Source organism: Flavitalea sp. (assembly GCF_035489435.1).
Classification (GTDB): domain Bacteria; phylum Bacteroidota; class Bacteroidia; order Chitinophagales; family Chitinophagaceae; genus DATHKG01.
The window spans coordinates 15984-35535 of the sequence record NZ_DATHKG010000088.1; the positions used below are offsets into that span (position 1 = coordinate 15984).

Here is a 19552-nt window from a genome sequence, read left to right on the forward strand (position 1 = left end):
AGCAGTCTTTCCTGAAATGCTGTTATGTGAAATGTTCATGTAAAGTATTTCAATTGATATGGATTGTTCCAGAGCGTTCTCCCGCCGGTGGGGGCCAAAGATGGGACCAAAAAACAAAAATGAACGGATGAAGACAATTGCAATGATCCCTGCCAGGTATGCTTCAACGCGATTTCATGCGAAGCTGATGCAGCTTCTGGGCGATAAGCCGGTAATCAGGCATACTTATGATGCTACTGTTGCGACCGGGCTATTTGACGAGGTTGCCGTGATAACTGATAGCAAGATCATTTTTGACGAGATTGTATCAAATGGAGGTGTTGCCCTCATGAGTAAAAATGAGCATGAAAGCGGCAGCGATCGTATAGCGGAAGCGGTGGCTGATATGGATGTTGATGTGATCATAAACGTACAGGGAGATACGCCATTTGTCAAAAAGGATCCGCTTCGCAGGCTGATTGAACAATTCCGTGATCCATCGGTAAAAGTTGCCTCGCTTATGCAGGTACTTACGGAAAAGGAATTTATTAATAACCCCAGCTTTGTAAAGGTTACGGTAGACCGTAACAATAATTCATTATTGTTTAGCCGTAGTCCGATTCCCTATCCGCGTAGCGAAGAACCCCCCATTACCTATTACAAACATATTGGTGTTTATGCTTTTCGGAAACAGGCACTGATGGACTTTACCACCTGGCCGGTTACTCCTTTGGAAGCGGCTGAAAAAATTGAATGTTTGAGATACCTGGAATATGGTATCCAGCTGAAAATGGTGGAAGTTGATTATATGGGTGTTGAAATCGATACACCGGAAGATCTTGAAAGGGCTATTAAATCGTTGGAGAAGACCGGGGACAAACAAGGAGGAAAATAAATCCCGTTGACGACCAATCAGAATCTTTCAGTTTACTAAGGAGCATATTTGGAAAAATACAAAGCATAATAAAACACACTGCACCAGTATTAAAGGCAACATTATAAAAGTCAACGGATTTACGTCAATTAACAGGATAAAATTCTAAGCAATGAACAAACCATTATGGGGGATCGACCTTGGAGGAACTAAGATTGAAGGGGTTATAATAACATCACTCGAGGACCCTAAACCAATACTGCGAAACCGTATTGATACTGAAGGCGCAAAAGGTTATGACCATATCGTGAACCAGTTGGTGTCCCTGGTGACATCCATGGAAAAAAAGACCGGTTTAAAAGCAGAACGTCTTGGCATAGGCACTCCCGGTGTTCTTGACCCGGTACTCCAAACGATGAAAAATTCCAATTCAACGGCACTTAATGGTATGCCGCTAAAAAAAGATCTTGAAGAAAAGCTGGGGATACCAATCGAACTGGCAAATGACGCAAATTGTTTTGCACTTGCAGAAACAACCTGGGGAGTTGTAAAAGAAAAATGTCCGGACGCAAAGATGGTTTTTGGAATCATTATGGGAACCGGAGTAGGAGGAGGAATAGTCATCAATGGTAAGATCTGGAACGGCCATCATGGCATCGCCGGCGAATGGGGACATAATTTTCTCGATGAATCCGGTGGAATCTGTTATTGTGGGAAAACCGGTTGTGTTGAAAAAGTGCTGGCGGGACCTTCGCTTCAGAGATTTTATAGTTCCCTTACCAATCAAATGATCACATTGAAAGAAATCGCTCAAAGACACCAGCAGGGTTTTGATAAGGCGGCATCCGACACCATGCAAAGACTTCACTATTTCTTTGGTAAAGCAATATCTAATGTTATTAACACACTCGATCCTGATGTTATAGTTGTAGGTGGAGGTGTAGGCAATATTGATTCTGTATATACTGACGGTCTTGAATCGTTGAAACAATTCATCTTTAATAACCGGCTTGATGTTCCGATTTTAAAACCTCAACTTGGAGACAGTGCCGGTGTATTCGGAGCCGCAGCACTTGTAGTTTAAGGAACTGCAGCTACTTTTTTATCCTTGTTTTTCAGGGCCTTTTTAAAAGGATCCCAGCTGATCTTCACCTTACCATCATCACCATACCGCGCCCGCAAATGGACACTCAGGCCTTTTTTACTATCAGTACCTTTGTTCACCAGTTCAAAATCCGATCCCCGTTTTTTTAGATTACTGAGCGGAACCAGGATGCTCATATCTGGCCCGGCTTTCATGTCGTAGGTACCTTCGATGAACATAGTTAACACCGTGGATTGTATTTCCATACTGTTAATAGTAATAGATGTACCATTAATCTGAAGATTGTCCTTAAGTTCTGCAAAACGGATATCAGACATATCACGGTTTTTGAATACAGAATTGGAAATTTTCTGCATAGGTTCAAAATTCTGTAAGGCCCCATCCTTTAAACTCATATTGACAAACCCGTGGATACTGTAGGGAACTATTTCCGACTTATTATTGATTGAAGCCGCAATGTCAAAATCGGCTGTTAACACACCTTTAATGTTTTTATCTGTAAGACCATCCAGCGAAAAATTATTAAATGAATAGAAGACCTTGCTTATGTCGATATTATCCATTTTGCCTCTTATCGAAAATGGATTGTCACTACCATTTGTCTTAAGTTTTCCGTCAATTACAAATGTGCCATCCGCATGATTCATAGAAATGTTCTTCAGATTCCAATCATCTTTTTCAAGGATTAATGCAGCTTTGACATTGGTTCCTGCAAATTTTTTATACTGAACCTTTTTTGCAGAGAGGTCAATTTTCATTGCAGATTCAGCTATCATCTTATCAATCTTGTTGGCAATCTTAAGAAGTCGCGCCGTATTTTTTTGCTTTGACGTCACATGGCGCTTTTGCAGATTTTGAGTGAAATCTGTCAGATCCAGTTTTGATGAGTTGATGTTCAGATCGATAAGCATGTTCTCGGAAACTTTATTTAGCATCGAAAGAAAGTTGTCAATCTTTCCACCAATAAGCAGATCGCTCCTTTTTGTGTTTGCACGCAGGTCTTTGATATACACATCTTTTTTATCAAAAATCAGGGAGCCTTTACACCCGGATAAAGTCAGGGCTCTTGGCAGATAAGTCAATTCGCCTTCGGATATATCAACTCCCCCTGAAATCAAGGTCTGGCCGGTATCCGAAGACATAACCGGACCACTGAAGTTGATGTTTACATCCGCCTTGCCTTTTGAAAATTCGAAAGATTCAATACCTGTCAGATCATTGAGGTATTTCAGTTCAACATTTGTATGCAGATCAAAAGCCATCTTCGGTTCACCCAAGTCTGTGACAAGAAATTTAGACGAAGACAAGAGAATCTTCTCCCAGGTTCCTTTAAAGGAATTTATACTGATAACCGAATTTGAGTCATTCCTCGACAGGGAGGTATCTGCCTGGTTAGTGAATGAGCCGTCAAGAGAACAGTCCATAAAATCGCCGGCAGGGGTCTTAAGATCGCTGCCTTTGACTGTCCATTTCACATTAACCAGTGGAATAGTTTTAGGTAGTAAGCTTCCTTTTAAACTAGCGGTTACATCAAGCGTATTGCTGACTCCGAAGGTATCGAGTTTTTTTTGCAGTCTTTCGGTCAGCAGGGCGATCAGGTCGCGGTATTTTGCCTCATTACTTGCAATATCAAGTTTAAATTTCGGGTCGGTTCCCAATTCAAACAAGGCAGAAATCTCAAAAGGCTGCCCGTCTAGTCTTAATAGTATGCGGTCTATCGAGATTATTTGCTGGTCGAGTGTAACCGCAAATTTCCCTTCAACACGTTTCTCTTTCAAAAAAACGCCCCTATCCGTGTTAAAGGCGAGATCATGTACAAATAAGTCGGTTTTTATGCCCAGTACAGTTGAGCTATCTTCGCTGTCTACTTCACAAACCAGTTTTTTTATGTCGAAATCAAACAACTTACCCCGGTATGGATTCACGAAAGTTAACCTTACCTCCTTGAGTTCGATACCATTGAAAGGTGGCTTCAACCCTCTCCGGGTAGTTTTTTTCTTTGCATTCATGATATAAGCATTTGTATAATTGCTTGTATCAGTAAACAGATAAATGGATCCTTTTTCAACAATGATTTTATTGATTTTAGGAGAGGCTGAAAAAAGACTCAGCGGGTTCATGCGGATAAAAAATTTTTCTGCTTTAAGAAAGTCATGATGATGCTTATCCCAAAGTGAGTCCCGAAGCGATATATCCGAAAGCCTGAGTGATAAAAAAGGGAAGGTTTGAAAAAATGAAGGATCCAGGCCACCGATGATTACTGTAGCATTCATTCTTTCATTAAGTTCCCCGGTTACTTTGGCAATTATCTCCTTTTTATTGATTGAAACATAGGCAATAACTATCAGCCAGAATATGAGCAGGACTCCAATTAATATCCCTGTCCCTTTTAGTATGTATCGTAAAGTTTTCTTCAAAGCGCTGTTTGTCGAGGAATCTGCAATTGTTTATACGGATTAGCATTAACGAGATGACAGTTCTCTGTTATTTAAGCTCAATATGCAAAAGGCAGACCACCGACATCCGCTTAGCGCTCGATACGCCTTTTCAGATAGCCGGAATAGTCGGGTACCTCGATATTATAGTCCTGCAACATGAGCGGAGAGGTCAAGATAAAGTCAGCGGTTGAAAGATCGCAGGCCACCAGGCAATTCCATGCAATGGCAACCCTTAGAAGAGCCTTGACATCGCTGTCATGTGGTTGTGCTTCCATAGGGTCCCAAAGAAAAATCATGATATCTATATCGCCGGTGGCGATCATGGCACCAATTTGCTGGTCTCCCCCCAACGGACCACTCAACACCTTTTTAACCGGGCGATCCAGTTTGTCTTCCAGTAGTGTACCGGTGGTCCCTGTGGCAACCAGGTCGTGGCGCGCAAGGATGATCTTGTTAAGCATAGCCCAGTCGATCAGATCCTTCTTTTTGTTATCATGTGCAACCAGTGCAATCGTTTTACGAGGATTGAGTTTACGTATCACTTTCATTGTTCCAGAGTTTATAAAAGATAGCGAAAGCTAAATTTCTTTGGGTAATTATTAACGGTAATAAAATAATTTTCAATAGAATACAACGTTTTCCACATTCAGGCACTAACTTTGTGGATAACTACATCCCATTACTACCCATTAAATTCATGATCAAAGGCTTCTTAATTTCAATATTAAGCCTGAGTGCATTCTATTGCATATCTCAGGAGGCTGGTGTTTTACTTCCCGACCGGGGAGTAAATAACCCGGACTCTTCCTATTATATAACAGACCTGGTTCATATCATCAAAGAAAATTCCCGGGTTGTTTTAAACTGGAGATTGTCTGATTCATCTCTCACCGACTTTTTCTCAATTGAACGTAGCTGTAACAGTAAAGAATTTGAAGTAGTGGCCGTCTTGAAACTCGCCCAGATCTCAACATGGTTTGAATGGGTTGACGAATCTCCTGCAAAAGGTAAAAATGTTTACCGTATAAAATGTTCGGCTAAAGATAACCGGCAGTTTTATTCGAAACCATTGAATGTTCAGATAGCAGGGGATATCTCTTTTAAGTTTTATCCTAACCCAGTCGATAACATCCTCATCATTCGTTCAGAAAATCCACTGGACATACAAATTATTGATGCTACGGGTAAGATGCGGCTGTCGCAGGCGAACCTCCAGGGTCTTCAAACAATAAATGTTTCAACACTCGAAAAAGGCATTTATATATTAAGATTGAATAATCGGCTTGCTAATACGATTGTGCAAGAGCGGCTGGTAAAGAATTAACCTTAGCGACGAAAGTATTTCTCATATTACCACAAAATAGTATTGCAGATATCAAAACCGGACTGTATTTTTACATCGGTTTTTCATAGGATATTGGATTTTAAAAACGGGGTTGAATTTTTATTCAGGCCCCTTCTTTTTTTTAGACCTATCCCAGGTTGGTTAACCTTCTTCCACGGCTATGTTATAAAACACAAACGGCCTCCTTGAAAGGAAGCCGTGAGCTTTACTAACCCATATAAAACTAAAACTACAAACTTGTTAAGCGTTCTGAATTTCCTTTAATTTTTCCCTGATCTTGCCTTCGATCTCATTAGCCATTTCAGGATTATCATGCATCAGTTGTTTTACTGTTTCTCTACCCTGGCCAAGTTTGTCGGTATTATAACTAAACCAACTACCGCTTTTCTGTATGATTCCGAGTTCAACACCCATGTCTATGATCTCACCATTTTTAGAAATTCCTTCTCCGAAAACGATATCAAACTCAGCAGCACGGAATGGTGGGGCAACCTTGTTTTTTACCACTTTCACTTTAACACGGTTACCAACCGCTTCATCACCATCCTTGATCTGGGCCATGCGACGTATATCAAGCCTTATGGAGGCATAAAACTTCAGCGCATTACCACCGGTAGTTGTTTCGGGGTTACCGAACATAACACCGATCTTTTCGCGAAGCTGGTTAATGAAAATACAGATCGTGTTTGTTTTGCTGATAGTAGCTGTAAGTTTTCTAAGAGCCTGGCTCATTAACCTGGCTTGTAAACCCATTTTACTATCACCCATTTCGCCTTCAAGTTCACCTTTTGGTACCAGGGCCGCAACTGAATCAATAACTACAACATCCAGCGCACCGGAAAGTATCAGGCGATCGGCAATTTCAAGACCCTGCTCACCATAATCCGGTTGTGAAATCAGCAGGTTATCAACATCTACTCCCAATTTGCGGGCGTAACCGCTGTCAAAAGCATGTTCAGCATCGATTATTGCACACATCCCACCTTTTTTCTGGGCCTCTGCAATAACATGGATTGCCACGGTAGTTTTACCGGAAGACTCAGGTCCGTATATTTCGATTATCCTTCCTTTGGGAAAACCGCCAATCCCAAGCGCTGAATCAAGACCGATTGAACCGGTTGAAATAACATCGATGGGCTCCATCGATTTTTCATTCATCATCATCACACTTCCTTTGCCGAAGTCTTTCTCGATCTTATCCATCGTAAGCTTCAGCGCTTTGAGTTTTTCGTTTGACATGTTTTGTTGAGTTTTAGAGTTCAAAATTACCGAATGACAAATCTACTTAAAATTAGTTTATCAACACTAAAAATATTAGTTTTTTAAAGCTAATATTTTTGGGGATTTTTCCCATTGCGGTTTCAAAGATTTAGCATAACGGGGAAATAGAGGCCGGGCCTAATATTCTAAAATTACTTTCTTAATATAATACCCGGTAATATCGATCTGTGGCATAACTCCTGACTCAACGATAACCCCTTCTTTACTAACCATTGATTTTATTATCCCCTTATCTGTCTTAACCTCTACCGGAAGTGATCCATTATAATTCAACAATCGCAAACTGAATCTTGTGTCAGAAACCTGTTTTACACCTATCTCAAGTTTATTGACGGTCCGCAGGAAAAAATCGAAAACAGGTTTCAGATTTTTCCCGGAAGCAGTACTGAATAGTTTCTCAACATCATCCGTATCAGGCATTTTATCATAAGTATAATCGGGTGATGTCGCCAGTGTCCTGAGTGTTGGAAAAAAAATTGAATCGCCAATCAGGTACCTTATAGTATGCATAAAGAATGCTCCCTTGCCATAGATGTCGCCATGATAAACTTCCACTGAATTGGCATCTTTGCCAGGCACTACTGGTTTCAAATTCTGTGTTGCCCGGCCGGTTGCCCGCATTTTAGCGCGATAGGCTTCTTCTCCTTCCCTATCCCTTATCTGTAAATGATCACCGAAGGTACAAATGCCTTCCTGTATCCACATATCGGAATAATTTTTACCTGTCACTTTATTTGCCCACCATTCATGACCAAACTCATGCGCCATAAGCCAATCAAAATCTTCACCTCCGAGCTTCGTGTACCCGAAGTGGTTACCATATGCATTCAGGGTCTGATGCTCCATTCCCAGGTGAGGTGTTTCCGCAAGTCCGATCTTTTCCTTCACCCAGGGATACTCACCAAAATACTTTTCAAGTACCCTTGTCATTTTCTCCAGGATTTCCAGGTGATGCGGTGCCTTGTCAGCATGTTCTTCCAGCACATAAAAAATCATTGGAACAGTATTGCCTGCAATCGTTTTATATGGACGGGTCACGGCCTTGTATTTGCCAACGTTAAATACGATGCTATAAGTATTGATTGTATAGTTCGTTTTCCAGTGGAATGTTGAAGTGGTTTTTCCGTGGGTTGTTTTCTGCAGCAGGCCAGGACCTGCTGCCACCAGGCCTTTCGGAACTGTGATAAACAAATCCACTCCTTCATTTGGCTCGTCCGAAGGATGATCTTTTGATGGGAAATATATTTTTGCACCCTCGCTTTGACAGGTGATCGCAATCCAGTCGTTGCCTCCTGAATCTTTTGACCATTGAAATCCACCGTCCCAGGGAGCGTGTTTCGCAACAGGGGGCTGACCGCTGTATTTAACCGTCACCTTCACTTTTCCTGCCGGCAAAGCAGTGGCAGGCTTAATCGTTATAAAGTCAGATTCATAGGAATAAGGAACCTTCTTTCCGTTAATTGTGACCTCACTGATCTTATAAAAACTGACAAAATCAAAAAGTAGTATTGGCGTAGATTCGGTCAGCATAAGGTCGATCTCAGCAGAACCACTTATGGTTTTCGTGGAAGGATCAACGTTAAGCTTAAGGGTATAGTGCCTGATGTCCATCACAGCCTGTTCGGGCTTTAACTTGCCCCCGGAAACCCAGTCTGTTACCTGAGCATAAAGACCAAAGGAAAAAAATGTACTTATTAAGAAAAACAACGTTTTGAACATCAAAATGATTTATTGTAAGATAAGTCATTTTAACATTGTCTTACATTACCTTAGCTTAGCAAACCTTTGTACAGCTTGATTTTACGGTGATAATGCCTGTTTGGTACGGAGATTGATAGTATTAAAATCGACTTAAATTAAAATAAATATTCAGATGTTGAATGAGAGTGTAAACTCAATAATTTAACTTTGGCAACCTCAAATTTACAAATGGTTAGTGAGCCGTATTAACTCAAACCACCTAAAACAAACCGATATGACATACAAACATCTCCTGGTATTATTTATCTCGTCTGTGTTCCTGTTCAGCTGTGTAAGCAAGAAAAAACTACAGGCAGAAAAGGATCGTTATGTATTACTTGAAACAGAAAGAAATAAGCTTCAGGGCGATCTGAGGAATTGTACAGACCTCACTGCCGAAAACGAGCGTAAAAGAGCAAGCCTCCAGGGCGAGATTGATAACCTGACTAAGCAGATTTCATTCCTCAAAGAAAACAATACACAGGCTTTGAAACAGCTGCAGGATCTTTCAGTTATTTCCAGCTCACAGGCTGAAAGTATAAAAAAGTCGCTCGATAATATCGGTGCAAAAGATGTCTACATCCAGGATCTGCAGTCTGCCATGGCAAGAAAAGATTCTCTTAATATGGCTCTCGTTATGAATCTTAAAGGTGCTATTGGTAACCTTAATGACCAGGATATAAATGTGAAGGTTGATAAAGGAGTGGTTTACATAGATATTTCAGATAAACTGCTTTTCAAAAGCGGATCCTACGATGTAACTGAGCAGGCTAAAACTGTTTTGGGCAAAGTTGCTCTTGTGTTAAAAAATCAGCCGGATATCGAATTTATGGTGGAAGGTCACACAGATAATATTCCATTTGCAAGGGGTGTACTGACAGACAACTGGGATCTTAGCGTTAAACGCGCAACTTCTGTAATTAGAATTTTGCAAAATCAATATGGCCTGGATCCGGCGAAAATGGCGGCAGCGGGACGCGGTGAATATAAGCCTATAACAGTAAATGAATCAGCAGAAACAAGAGCTACGAACCGAAGAACAAGGATTGTGATTCTACCTCAACTGGATCAGTTCTTTAAGTTGTTGGAAAGAAAGTCGTAAATAACAGTAGCTTGCATATTAGCAACTGAATGATAAAAAATGGATGTTACCGCTGGTAGCATCCATTTTAGTTTGCAGGAACATCGTAGGCAGATATAGAACTTCCCGAAACCTGCCATCCATACTGTGTATCTGCCTGAACAATTTTGCTTACCTCGCAAACGTCTTCAACCTGGCTACCGGTTGTAGCGCCGGTTGAAGCACCCGGACTGCCCACGAAGAGCAAACTGCAGATAACTAGTAACCATTGACCAAACATGACGTATAAATTTTTCGTTTCAATTAATAATGCAAATGTTGATGTTTTTTTGATGAGATTAAATGACTACAGTTATGAATTGATTTTTATTGAGAATGAACTGCATTATGCAGGTTTTTATAGGTAAGAATGTTAAAAACCCCGCCATTTTTCGGGCCTGTACCAAGCGTGGCAGAGTAATTGAATAGGATAGGGTTCATACATTTTTAAACACTAAAAAATCATTTTATGAAGAACTTATTTTTACTGGCCCTGGTCGCCTGTCTTGGTTTTATTGCTTGTGATACACCTTCACCTGCAACCACTAATCCATCAGATTCGACCAGTAATCCCACCCAAGCTGCCCCGGATACAGCAAAGGTTGACACTACCAAAAACCAATAATATCAGTGTAACATTCAATATTTCAAAGCCGGTCAACAGCCGGCTTCCTTTTTTCCGTAACTACCTATGATTAAAAGACTTAATGGGTTCCTGCCAGACATTAATCTTTCCCTGACCAACATTTTTTTGAGTTTTGCACGTTTCTATTGGGTCTGTGTACACGACAGCCAAGATCCGATAGAATATGAAACAGTGCCTGATAGTGTTTTTGCTGCTCACGCTTTCTTTGCCGGGAGTATTTTCACAGTCCCTGGTTGAGCAAAGAAAAGCGCGGAACGGCGTTATTGATCTGCGTGGAGTGGACTACCGAGATGGGGCATTTTCGCTTAGGGGGGAATGGAAATTTTATCCTGACCAGCTGCTAGAGCCGGATCAGATACCAGTTAATAATGCACGAATCACGGAGTTTCCCAAACTCTGGACAAAACAGGCGGGACCCAGCGACCCCGGAAACGGTATAGCCACTTATGCACTTACAATACTTTTATCCCCCGATCATCCGAGGCTGGCATTCGAGATGTCGGAATCATACTGTTCCAGCAATCTTTACGGAAACAATACACTGATTAGCTCAAACGGAGTTCCTGCAACTACCAGGAGCAAATCAATACCTTTCTGGGAAACCAGAACGATAAATGCCCCTTCAGGTGATACCATTCTGCTTGTAATACAGCTGGCTAATTTCTGGCATTCAAAAGGGGGGATGTCTGAAGATATCCTTATTGGTGAACGAAATGAAATGTACCTCGATCGGAACAGGTCCCACGCCCTGGATCTTTCGCTTGCCGGCTGCCTGTTTATGGGTGGATTGTTTTTCCTTGGACTATACATTTTCGGTACCAAGGATAGGCCAATCCTGTTTTTCTCCCTTTTCTGCATGATATATAGCTACCGGATGATTGGCACCGGCGATTATGTATTACATGGAATTCTTCCCAGCTTACCGTGGTCGCTTACCGTTCATCTTGAATACCTGACCCTGGTTACAGGTGTGGCGCTTTTCGGAAAATACACCTCGCTCCTTTACCCGGAAGACGTAAATAAAAAAGTTATTAATTCTTTGTTTGCTCTCTGCGGTATCTATTGTTTAATCATTCTGGTTACAGCACCGGTGATATTTACCGGCCTGATGTCTTATTTCCTTATTGTAATGTTCCTGTTCACGGCCTATGCTTTCACCGTCTATGCCCAGGCAATGCGCAATAAAAGAATTGGTTCAGGTTATGCTCTGTTAAGCAGTGGGGTTATGCTTCTTATTTTTTTACTTACTAACCTCCAGTATTTTAATATCATCATCCCGATCAAGGGTCTCACGTTTGCCTTGTATGTGGCGTTTTTCTTTTTACAGTCGCTGGTACTTTCGCATCGTTTTTCGGTCAGGCTTAAAGATGCTGCCGACCAGGCCCGGGAAGGCCTTCGTGTTAAGTCGGAGTTCCTCTCAACCATGTCACATGAAATCCGCACACCACTTAATTCAGTGATCGGAATGGCTCATCTTCTTCAACGAAATAACCCCAGAAAAGATCAGCAGGAAAGCTTCGAAGTATTGCTGTTTTCTGCCAACAACCTGTTGTCTATCGTTAACAATATTCTTGACTATAACAAGATAGAAGCCGGAAAAATTCATTTCGAACAGATAAGGATGGATGTACCAGCTATAAGTAAAAACATCCTGGCGGGATTGAAAACACTTGCCGATGAGAAGCGGCTGCAATTGGTGCTGGATCTCGATCCCCGCATAACATCCTATGTAATTGGTGATCCGACCCGCACAGCCCAGGTACTAAATAATCTTGTTCATAATGGGTTGAAGTTTACTTCGGAAGGTTCGGTAACACTATCGGTAAAAATAGAAAGCCTTGAACCAGGATTCGCAGTGATGCGGTTCGCGGTCATCGATACCGGCATCGGTATACCTTCAGATAAAAAAGAATTGATCTTCGAAAGATTTACACAGGCCGACTCTTCCACATCGCGCCGTTACGGAGGGACAGGCCTCGGTTTATCAATCAGTCAGAAGATTCTTCAGCTACAGGGCACGACCCTGATGATAGACAGTGAAACCGGTAAAGGATCAACGTTTTCTTTCACTCAAAAATTCCCGTTGAGCCAGGAAAAACTGTCAGAACAGAAAGAACAGGTAAAATTTGTGGAAGAGCAAAAACCGCTAAAAGGCGTTGACATATTATTGGTTGAAGATAATCCTATGAATGTGCTGGTGGCCCAGACCTTCCTGGAAAGAAGCGGTGCTAAAATTGATGTGGCGACTAACGGCCAGGAAGCAATCGACAAATTCGATAGGGAGCGGCACCGGTTAATTCTCATGGACCTGGACATGCCAGTGCTTGATGGCTACCAGGCAACACGCTTATTACGTAAACAGGGTGAAACCGTCCCTATCATTGCCCTCACCGCAAGCCTTCCCTACGAAGTACAGTATGAGGTTAACCAGGCCGGTCTGTCAGATATTATGGTGAAGCCATTCAATCCCGACGAACTTCACAGGGTCATTATGCTCCATCTTTCAAATTCTTCCCTAAACCAGGCCATTTAAAAATCGGACAAGCGTCTTTTTATTTCCATCAGGATAAAGAAAGGTCGGCGAAGTTTCGAATAACTATTCTTCTTTGTTTTATTGACAGGCGGGAGTGCCGGACAGATTCCGCATAAATGAATAAATCTATTGCCAAATTAGCTTGGCCGGAATTGTGATAGTAATTATTGGAGCCTGGTGCAGTTGATCAGAAATGGCCGGGCTTCAAAAATTGAAGTCATAATTTAAAACTCATTATATGAGAAGCCTGCCTAAAGATGCCACTCACAGGATGAAAAAGAAATATAATTCCTTTTTTCTTTTGATATTAACGTTAATAGCCGGCTGCACCTGGATGGTTGGATGCGGACAAGCCAGTTCCAATAATCTGCCCGGGCGTTCTGATAGTTCGAATCAGAGTGAAGGCTCAGACAGCGCTGGCCAGTCCGGGGTGGCGAGAGCTCAGACACCGGCTTCGGCAGATACCGGGAAGCTTGGTGGTACCTGGTTCCTGGTGGCGGTTTTGCCATCCGACACTGCCGCCGGCAAAATTCCTACTCTAAACTTCGATGAAAACTCAAAGAATTTTAGCGGTAGCACAGGATGTAATAACATGCGTGGGAAGTTCAGCTTTACAGATAGCACGTTAAAGATTGATGAACAAATAATTACTACAAAAATGGCTTGCCCGGGATATAATGAAGATGCCTTTTTAAAGAATTTGCCGAAAGCAAATGGATATCGTTTTGAGAATGGCATGCTTGTTTTATTGAGTGATCAGACGGAATTATCCCGGTGGACCCGCGAACCCGTAAAGCCGACTACTAAAACCACCTGATTATAGCCCGATGACGCGCAGCCTTAAATTGCAAACCGCCTGAAACTAACAACAAAATCGGATCAAATAATTATTAAGAAAAGCCAGATAAAATGAAAAAATTATTAGCAGCATTATTTTGCATCTCTTTATTTTATGCATGCACCGAGGCGGGAGAAGGCAGCGAAGTGTCCAAAGACAGTACAGATACCAACAAAGACACCATGACCCAGGTTGGAACAGGTACGGAGTCTTCGACATCTAAGGATACAGCTTCATATGAGCGTCAGCCTTCTACTTCCACTGGTGATAGTACCAGGCATTAAAGCCCGGTCATTAATCTGGAATGTAACAGCTATTTTTTTGCTGATAAAATCCGCCTGCACTCTGTAACCTTGTCGGTGTTTATAATATCGATACCGAGGCTCTGAAATGCTGTCCAGGTAGCGGGGAAATCTGGTGCACCCCATAACCTGACAAGTTTCTTCTGTGAATGTGCCCGCCCTATCATCGCAATCAAAGAATCCTTATTGAGTTTATTATCCCGATAGTACTTTCCATAACTTTCACTGACAGTGACCACTTTGCTTAGCGCAGCAGTATCATATAGTTCGGTTGGCCTTCCATCAAACCGGACAGACGCCGGATATTCCTTCCATTTTGCAATCGGACCACGGTCCCCGCTTACGAGTATGTATAATGGTTTTTGATGCGCACTGCCGTCAAATATCCGTGGATATGCAATGATAAGCCTGACCAATTCCGCCAGCACCTTTTCTCCATCTGCTTTGATGTCTACAACCAGCACCGGTTGATAATCTTTGTCTGCGGTTACGAAACCTTTATGCGCCCTCATCATTGAATCGATAGGTTTCAGATACAAAGAAGTTAAGGTCCTTGCGCTGTCTATGTCTTTCCGGTCGTGCGCAACTGCGAGTTGCCCGTTAACCAGGTAAACGTCTGCCTCTATGGCGAAAGCCTTTTCGCGGATTGCATTAAAAAGCGGCTCCGGTTTTTCGTAATCATTATGAGCGTGAATCAGTACCTGGGCGTGCAGCTGATTGATTACTAGTAGAAATGCGGTAAATAAAAAGAATTTCATCTCTCAAAATTGCGTAAAAAATCTTTGTTTTCGCTCAAGCTTTAATCATAAAAATTTATATAATCGGGTGTCTTCGTAAATTGCAGCTATGCGAGATTATTTAAGTGAATTGAATGAGCGGCAGAAGGAAGCAGTGTTACACCGGGATGGACCAATCATGATTATTGCCGGTGCAGGCAGCGGAAAAACGAAGGTTCTTACAACCCGTATTGCGCACCTGATGGCTAACGGGGTTGATGCTTTCAATATCCTGGCTTTGACCTTTACCAACAAGGCCGCTAAAGAAATGAAGGAGCGGATTGAAAAGACACTTGGCAATAACGAGGCCCGTAACCTATATATTGGAACTTTTCATAGTGTGTTTGCCAGGATTCTCAGGTCCGAAGCACATCGGCTTGGGTATCCCAACAGTTTTACTATTTACGATACCGATGATGCCAAGTCAGTAGTAAAAGCGGTGGTAAACGAGTTGAACCTGGACGATAAACATTATAAGCCAAATACGGTATACAACCGGATTTCAAGTGCTAAAAACGCACTGGTTTCGCCGGCAGAATATGCTACCGATTATTATATCCAACAAGAGGATACACGCTCTAACCGACCTGCCATCGCGCAGATCTATGATGCTTATACCAAAAGATGTTTTAAGAACGGTGCAATGGATTTTGACGATCTGTTGCTGAAAATGTATGAGTTACTTAAGAACTTTCCCGAAAGCCTGCACAAATATCAACACAAGTTTAAATATATCCTGATAGATGAGTACCAGGATACAAATCCAGCCCAGTATGAGGTCATTAAATTACTGGGTGCTATGCATGAAAATGTTTGCGTGGTTGGAGATGATGCGCAAAGTATTTATTCATTCAGGGGTGCAACTATCCAGAACATCCTGCAGTTTCAAAAAGATTATGATGATGTGAAGCTGGTAAAGCTTGAACAGAATTACCGCAGCACACAGGCGATAATTCTTGCGGCCAATGAAATCATCAAACATAATAAGGGTCAGATTCCAAAGGATCTTTGGACAGAAAATGCGGAGGGTGAAAAGATAAAGCTGGTGCGTACAATGACTGATAATGATGAAGGCAAATTTGTAGCCGACAGCATACAGGAGCAAAAGCTGCGCAATCATTATAACAACAAAGACTTTGCAATACTTTATCGCACCAATGCGCAGAGCCGCGCATTTGAAGAAAGCCTGCGCCGGATGAACATTCCTTATATGATTTATGGCGGATTGAGCTTTTATCAGCGCAAAGAGATCAAGGACTTTGTGGCCTACCTGAGAATCATTGTGAATTCACGTGATGAAGAAGCTTTGAAGCGGATCATTAATTTTCCTGCAAGAGGAATAGGGAAAACATCAGTTGATAAAGCGATTTTATTTGCCAACACACATAACGTGTCATTCTGGAATGTACTGGAGCAAGCCAAAGAAGTTGGTTATAAAGGCGGAACACTTGAATCTATCGAAAACTTTGTATTGATGATCCGGAGTTTTGCGAGCATGCTGGAAACAAAAAATGCCTATGATGTGGCAGTGCATGTTGGCAAACAAACAAATATTGTAAAAGAACTTTTTAATGATAAGAGTACAGAAGGGATGGCCCGATATGAGAACATCCAGGAATTACTGAACAGTATTAAAGAATGGACCGAAAGCCCGGCTAACGATGATGGTGAGGTGGGGGATAAAAGCCTGGGTGCATATCTGCAGCAGATTACTTTGCTCACTGATGCAGATGAAAAAGATCCCAATGCGGATAATGTGAAACTAATGACGATTCATGCTGCCAAGGGACTTGAGTTTAGTTGTGTTTTTGCTGCGGGACTGGAAGAGATGTTATTTCCGAATTCAATGTCTATCAATACCCGTGAGGAACTGGAAGAAGAGCGTCGTTTGTTTTATGTTGTTGTAACAAGAGCCAAGGCGAAGTTGTGGGTGACCTATGCCAATAGCCGTTATCGTTTTGGTTCTTTGGTCCAGAACGAGCCAAGCAGGTTTATTGCAGAGATTCCGGAAGAGATGCTGGACCGCAGTTTTGCCGGTGGTGGGGCACGTAACCAGGGCAATGGATTCAGCAGCTGGAGTGGTGGTTCGGCATTTGACCGCATGCGCGGTGGAGGTGGTTCGGAAGGCGGAAGCAGTTTTGGCGGTGCCGGTCGCGGCGGTTTTGGAAATGCGGGTGATGCTGAACGTCAGTATGGTCCGCCACCTGCTAAAAAACCGCAGACTCCCAGCTATATAGTTCCTAAATCTCCGGCCCGTGTTATTGATCATAAACCCAGTCCGGATTTTGTTGCCAGTGATACAACTAATTTACAGGAAGGTCAGAAAGTAGAGCATCAGAAATTTGGCTTTGGGGAAGTAATGAAGATGGAAGGCTCGGCACATAATCCAATAGCCACTGTTAAGTTTGATCTGAATGGCGAGAAAAAAATCATGTTGAATTACGCGAAGCTGCGGATAATACAGTGATGTTTTCGAATTACTTTTCGTTAACTGTATCAAAACTGGTATTTGACAGAGCAGCTTTTTACTCATGCAAGCAAGCATTACCTTTCATGAAAATACTCATCATTGCAATCGCGGGACTTCTTCTTCTCAGTTGCGGTGACATGCTTGCACCGACCACGGACATACCTGGGCCATATTCTTTATCAAAGATTGAGGGAGTAATGTCCTGGTCTCTTTATTATGATATTGAAGGTGGCGCAGGGATTGGAAGGATGGATTCAGTTGAGAAAATTGGATGGATGGATAATTACATATTTGCAGCAAATGGCGGCCATTACTACTTTTTAGATAAATCAAAGGACAACCAATACTTAAACGATAAAGATATCGTAAAGGGCCCTTTTGATCAACCAATTTTTCTAAAGTTGCTCGACAGCCTTAAGGTTTCCGATTTTGAGTTTCAGGTTGCTATGGAGAAGTAGCATCCTCTCTCAAGACTTGGCCTTTCCAAAAACTTCAGTCGATAGATTATGAAAATCCAGAATTGTACTCTACATTAGTGAAGGACGAAGCCAGTTCCTGCTACTGCAAAAACAGTGTTTTGACTTTCAAATCTTTTAGGTATCAACGCCAAAAGCCATCTCTCCTTATGAATAAAATCACTACAATTTTAATGTTACTTTATAGCATTAGTCTTCCAGCACAAGATAATCCGACAGAGCGTGCACAGCCAATTGTCATAGAAGGAAAGCAGCTTTACAAATCTGAAATGGCATCCTGGTATGGAACCGATGTTTTTTTAGAGATGTATAAGGATAAAACCAACATTGGCGGTTATTTTTCATATACAGAGAGTAACAAGTCGAGTTGTATCTTCTTTTCAAAGGCAACAAATCCCAAAGTGATTGGCTCCGTTGAATTTGACAATACATATAATGTTAAAACCGCCAGGACAGACCTGAATGAAAGAGAATTCACGAAAACTGAAATGGATCTTTATTTCATCAGGCAAAATGCGTTGGCGACTATCAACATTGATACAATTTTCAAGACCTATAACAATACCAATCTAAATCTCATTCCCCTGATCAGCAATAATCAAAGGAAAGTTTATGTTTTGACAGGGCCACAAAAAAGCGGGGTTGTGATTTTTGGAAACGACTACTTGTTAACTTTTGATAGCGACAATAAATTAATAAGTACAAAGCAGCTTCATAAGAATATAATGCCAATGCAGTATGGTGGCAAAGTAGAAGACGGAAAGGTGATTGAGGGAACAATTCACTCGCATCAACCTGAGACGGGAGAATTTATAACGGCGACTGATATCTGCACACTGATGCTTTATGAGAAGGCTGCGAAATGGAAGCAGCATAATGTTGTTTCGAAGGAATACTTAAATGTCTGGAATTGCCTTACCGATGAGTTAGTCGTGGTGCCTATGGGGACAATAGAAAAAACTGACAAAGACAGTAAGCCTCGCAGGAAGAGAAAGTCAACGGATAAATAACAGCCAACAACATATTGTTTTTCATTTTACCTTTAGTCAGGAGTTCCTGGCCCCGAAATAATACTATTTTTTTCATTCTTGTAAGAAGTCATCATCTTAACGGTACTAATTGATTAAATAAAGATGCGTGACAGAAAAAGATCAGAGTCAAATTTTTGAAAGCTGGTTAACCCAGTATAAAGGGCTGATCTTTAAAGTAGTCCGGGCATATGCGGATATTTCGCTGGACCAGGACGATCTATTCCAGGAGATTACGATCCAGATCTGGCATTCAGTCCCCTCATTCAGGCAAGAGTCATCCGTAACAACCTGGATTTACCGGATTGGACTTAATACTGCTATAAAATGGACAACGAGGAAAAAACGAAATCCGACAGAGGCGATTGAAAGCGTCCGGCATGTTTTGCAGGAATCCCGTACTGAACCTGATGAACGGCTGATATGGCTCTATGAAGAGATTCACAAGCTCGATGCTATTGACCGATCATTAACCTTACTCCTTCTCGACAGTTTTAGCTATAAAGAAATGGCCATCATTTTGGGTATTAGTGAATCGAATGTTGGCGTAAAGATAAACAGGATAAAAAAGCAACTTATTACAAAATCAAAAAAAATTTAA

The 19552-nt window shown here is 41.8% G+C and carries 18 protein-coding genes; 12 read left to right on the forward strand and 6 right to left on the reverse strand.

Translation table 11 applies throughout. From position 1 onward, the window contains the following. Nucleotides 1–127: 127 nt before the first annotated feature. On the forward strand, nt 128–874 hold the full coding sequence (gene kdsB / locus VK664_RS13140) for a 3-deoxy-manno-octulosonate cytidylyltransferase (RefSeq protein WP_461399126.1): 747 nt from the start codon (nt 128–130) through the stop codon (nt 872–874). 151 nt (nt 875–1025) lie between these two features. Further along, nucleotides 1026–1937 carry an ROK family protein gene (locus VK664_RS13145; protein WP_461399127.1) on the forward strand — a complete coding sequence of 304 codons (912 nt, stop codon included), beginning with the start codon at nt 1026–1028 and terminating at the stop codon, nt 1935–1937. Here the strand turns inward: VK664_RS13145 and VK664_RS13150 are convergent. Together VK664_RS13150 and VK664_RS13155 are read right to left on the reverse strand one after the other, a co-directional pair. Continuing rightward, nucleotides 1934–4375: an AsmA family protein gene (locus tag VK664_RS13150; protein WP_461399128.1), complete on the reverse strand. Its 2442-nt coding sequence runs from the start codon at nt 4373–4375 to the stop codon at nt 1934–1936. The two genes, VK664_RS13145 and VK664_RS13150, sit on opposite strands and share 4 nt — an antisense overlap. A 110-nt stretch (nt 4376–4485) precedes the next feature. After that, nucleotides 4486–4944, reverse strand: a complete 459-nt coding sequence (locus VK664_RS13155) for a methylglyoxal synthase (RefSeq protein ID WP_461399129.1) — start codon at nt 4942–4944, stop codon at nt 4486–4488. Nucleotides 4945–5093: 149 nt separating this feature from the next. On the opposite strand from VK664_RS13155, the gene VK664_RS13160 reads away from it, so the two are divergent. Then, complete coding sequence (locus VK664_RS13160) at nt 5094–5720, forward strand: T9SS type A sorting domain-containing protein (RefSeq protein WP_461399130.1); 627 nt, start codon at nt 5094–5096, stop codon at nt 5718–5720. Between the two features lie 261 nt (nt 5721–5981). Here the strand turns inward: VK664_RS13160 and recA are convergent, their stop codons facing one another. Beyond that, nucleotides 5982–6980 carry a recombinase RecA gene (recA, locus tag VK664_RS13165; RefSeq protein ID WP_461399131.1) on the reverse strand — a complete coding sequence of 333 codons (999 nt, stop codon included), beginning with the start codon at nt 6978–6980 and terminating at the stop codon, nt 5982–5984. A 159-nt stretch (nt 6981–7139) separates the two neighbouring features. Further along, complete coding sequence (locus tag VK664_RS13170; protein ID WP_461399132.1) at nt 7140–8741, reverse strand: M1 family metallopeptidase; 1602 nt, start codon at nt 8739–8741, stop codon at nt 7140–7142. Nucleotides 8742–8997: 256 nt separating this feature from the next. On the opposite strand from VK664_RS13170, the gene VK664_RS13175 reads away from it, so the two are divergent. Then, nucleotides 8998–9864 (forward strand): OmpA/MotB family protein, encoded by an 867-nt coding sequence (locus VK664_RS13175; protein WP_461399133.1) that lies wholly within the window; start codon nt 8998–9000, stop codon nt 9862–9864. Between the two features lie 67 nt (nt 9865–9931). Here VK664_RS13175 and VK664_RS13180 read toward each other — a convergent pair whose 3' ends face one another. Further along, entirely contained in the window at nt 9932–10123 is a 192-nt protein-coding gene (locus VK664_RS13180) for a hypothetical protein (RefSeq protein WP_461399134.1), read from the reverse strand. Nucleotides 10124–10351: 228 nt separating this feature from the next. Between VK664_RS13180 and VK664_RS13185 the strand changes: the two genes are divergently transcribed. From VK664_RS13185 to VK664_RS13200, 4 genes are all read left to right on the forward strand, one after another. Then, complete coding sequence (locus VK664_RS13185; protein ID WP_461399135.1) at nt 10352–10507, forward strand: hypothetical protein; 156 nt, start codon at nt 10352–10354, stop codon at nt 10505–10507. A gap of 184 nt (nt 10508–10691) precedes the next feature. Then, nucleotides 10692–13061: an ATP-binding protein gene (locus tag VK664_RS13190; protein ID WP_461399136.1), complete on the forward strand. Its 2370-nt coding sequence runs from the start codon at nt 10692–10694 to the stop codon at nt 13059–13061. Between the two features lie 238 nt (nt 13062–13299). Further along, nucleotides 13300–13878, forward strand: coding sequence for an META domain-containing protein (locus tag VK664_RS13195; RefSeq protein WP_461399137.1), 579 nt, complete (start codon nt 13300–13302; stop codon nt 13876–13878). A 92-nt stretch (nt 13879–13970) separates the two neighbouring features. After that, the gene (locus VK664_RS13200; protein WP_461399138.1) at nt 13971–14183 is read left to right on the forward strand and encodes a hypothetical protein; all 213 of its coding nucleotides are present in this window, start codon (nt 13971–13973) and stop codon (nt 14181–14183) included. Nucleotides 14184–14212: 29 nt separating this feature from the next. Here the strand turns inward: VK664_RS13200 and VK664_RS13205 are convergent, their stop codons facing one another. Then, entirely contained in the window at nt 14213–14959 is a 747-nt protein-coding gene (locus VK664_RS13205) for a PI-PLC domain-containing protein (protein WP_461399139.1), read from the reverse strand. 88 nt (nt 14960–15047) lie between these two features. Between VK664_RS13205 and VK664_RS13210 the strand changes: the two genes are divergently transcribed. From VK664_RS13210 to VK664_RS13225, 4 genes are all read left to right on the forward strand, one after another. After that, complete coding sequence (locus VK664_RS13210) at nt 15048–17444, forward strand: ATP-dependent helicase (protein WP_461399140.1); 2397 nt, start codon at nt 15048–15050, stop codon at nt 17442–17444. Between the two features lie 86 nt (nt 17445–17530). Beyond that, entirely contained in the window at nt 17531–17905 is a 375-nt protein-coding gene (locus VK664_RS13215) for a hypothetical protein (RefSeq protein WP_461399141.1), read from the forward strand. Between the two features lie 167 nt (nt 17906–18072). Then, a complete protein-coding gene (locus VK664_RS13220) occupies nt 18073–18933 on the forward strand; it encodes a hypothetical protein (RefSeq protein ID WP_461399142.1) in 861 nt (286 codons plus the stop codon). 127 nt (nt 18934–19060) lie between these two features. Next, complete coding sequence (locus tag VK664_RS13225; protein ID WP_461399143.1) at nt 19061–19552, forward strand: RNA polymerase sigma factor; 492 nt, start codon at nt 19061–19063, stop codon at nt 19550–19552.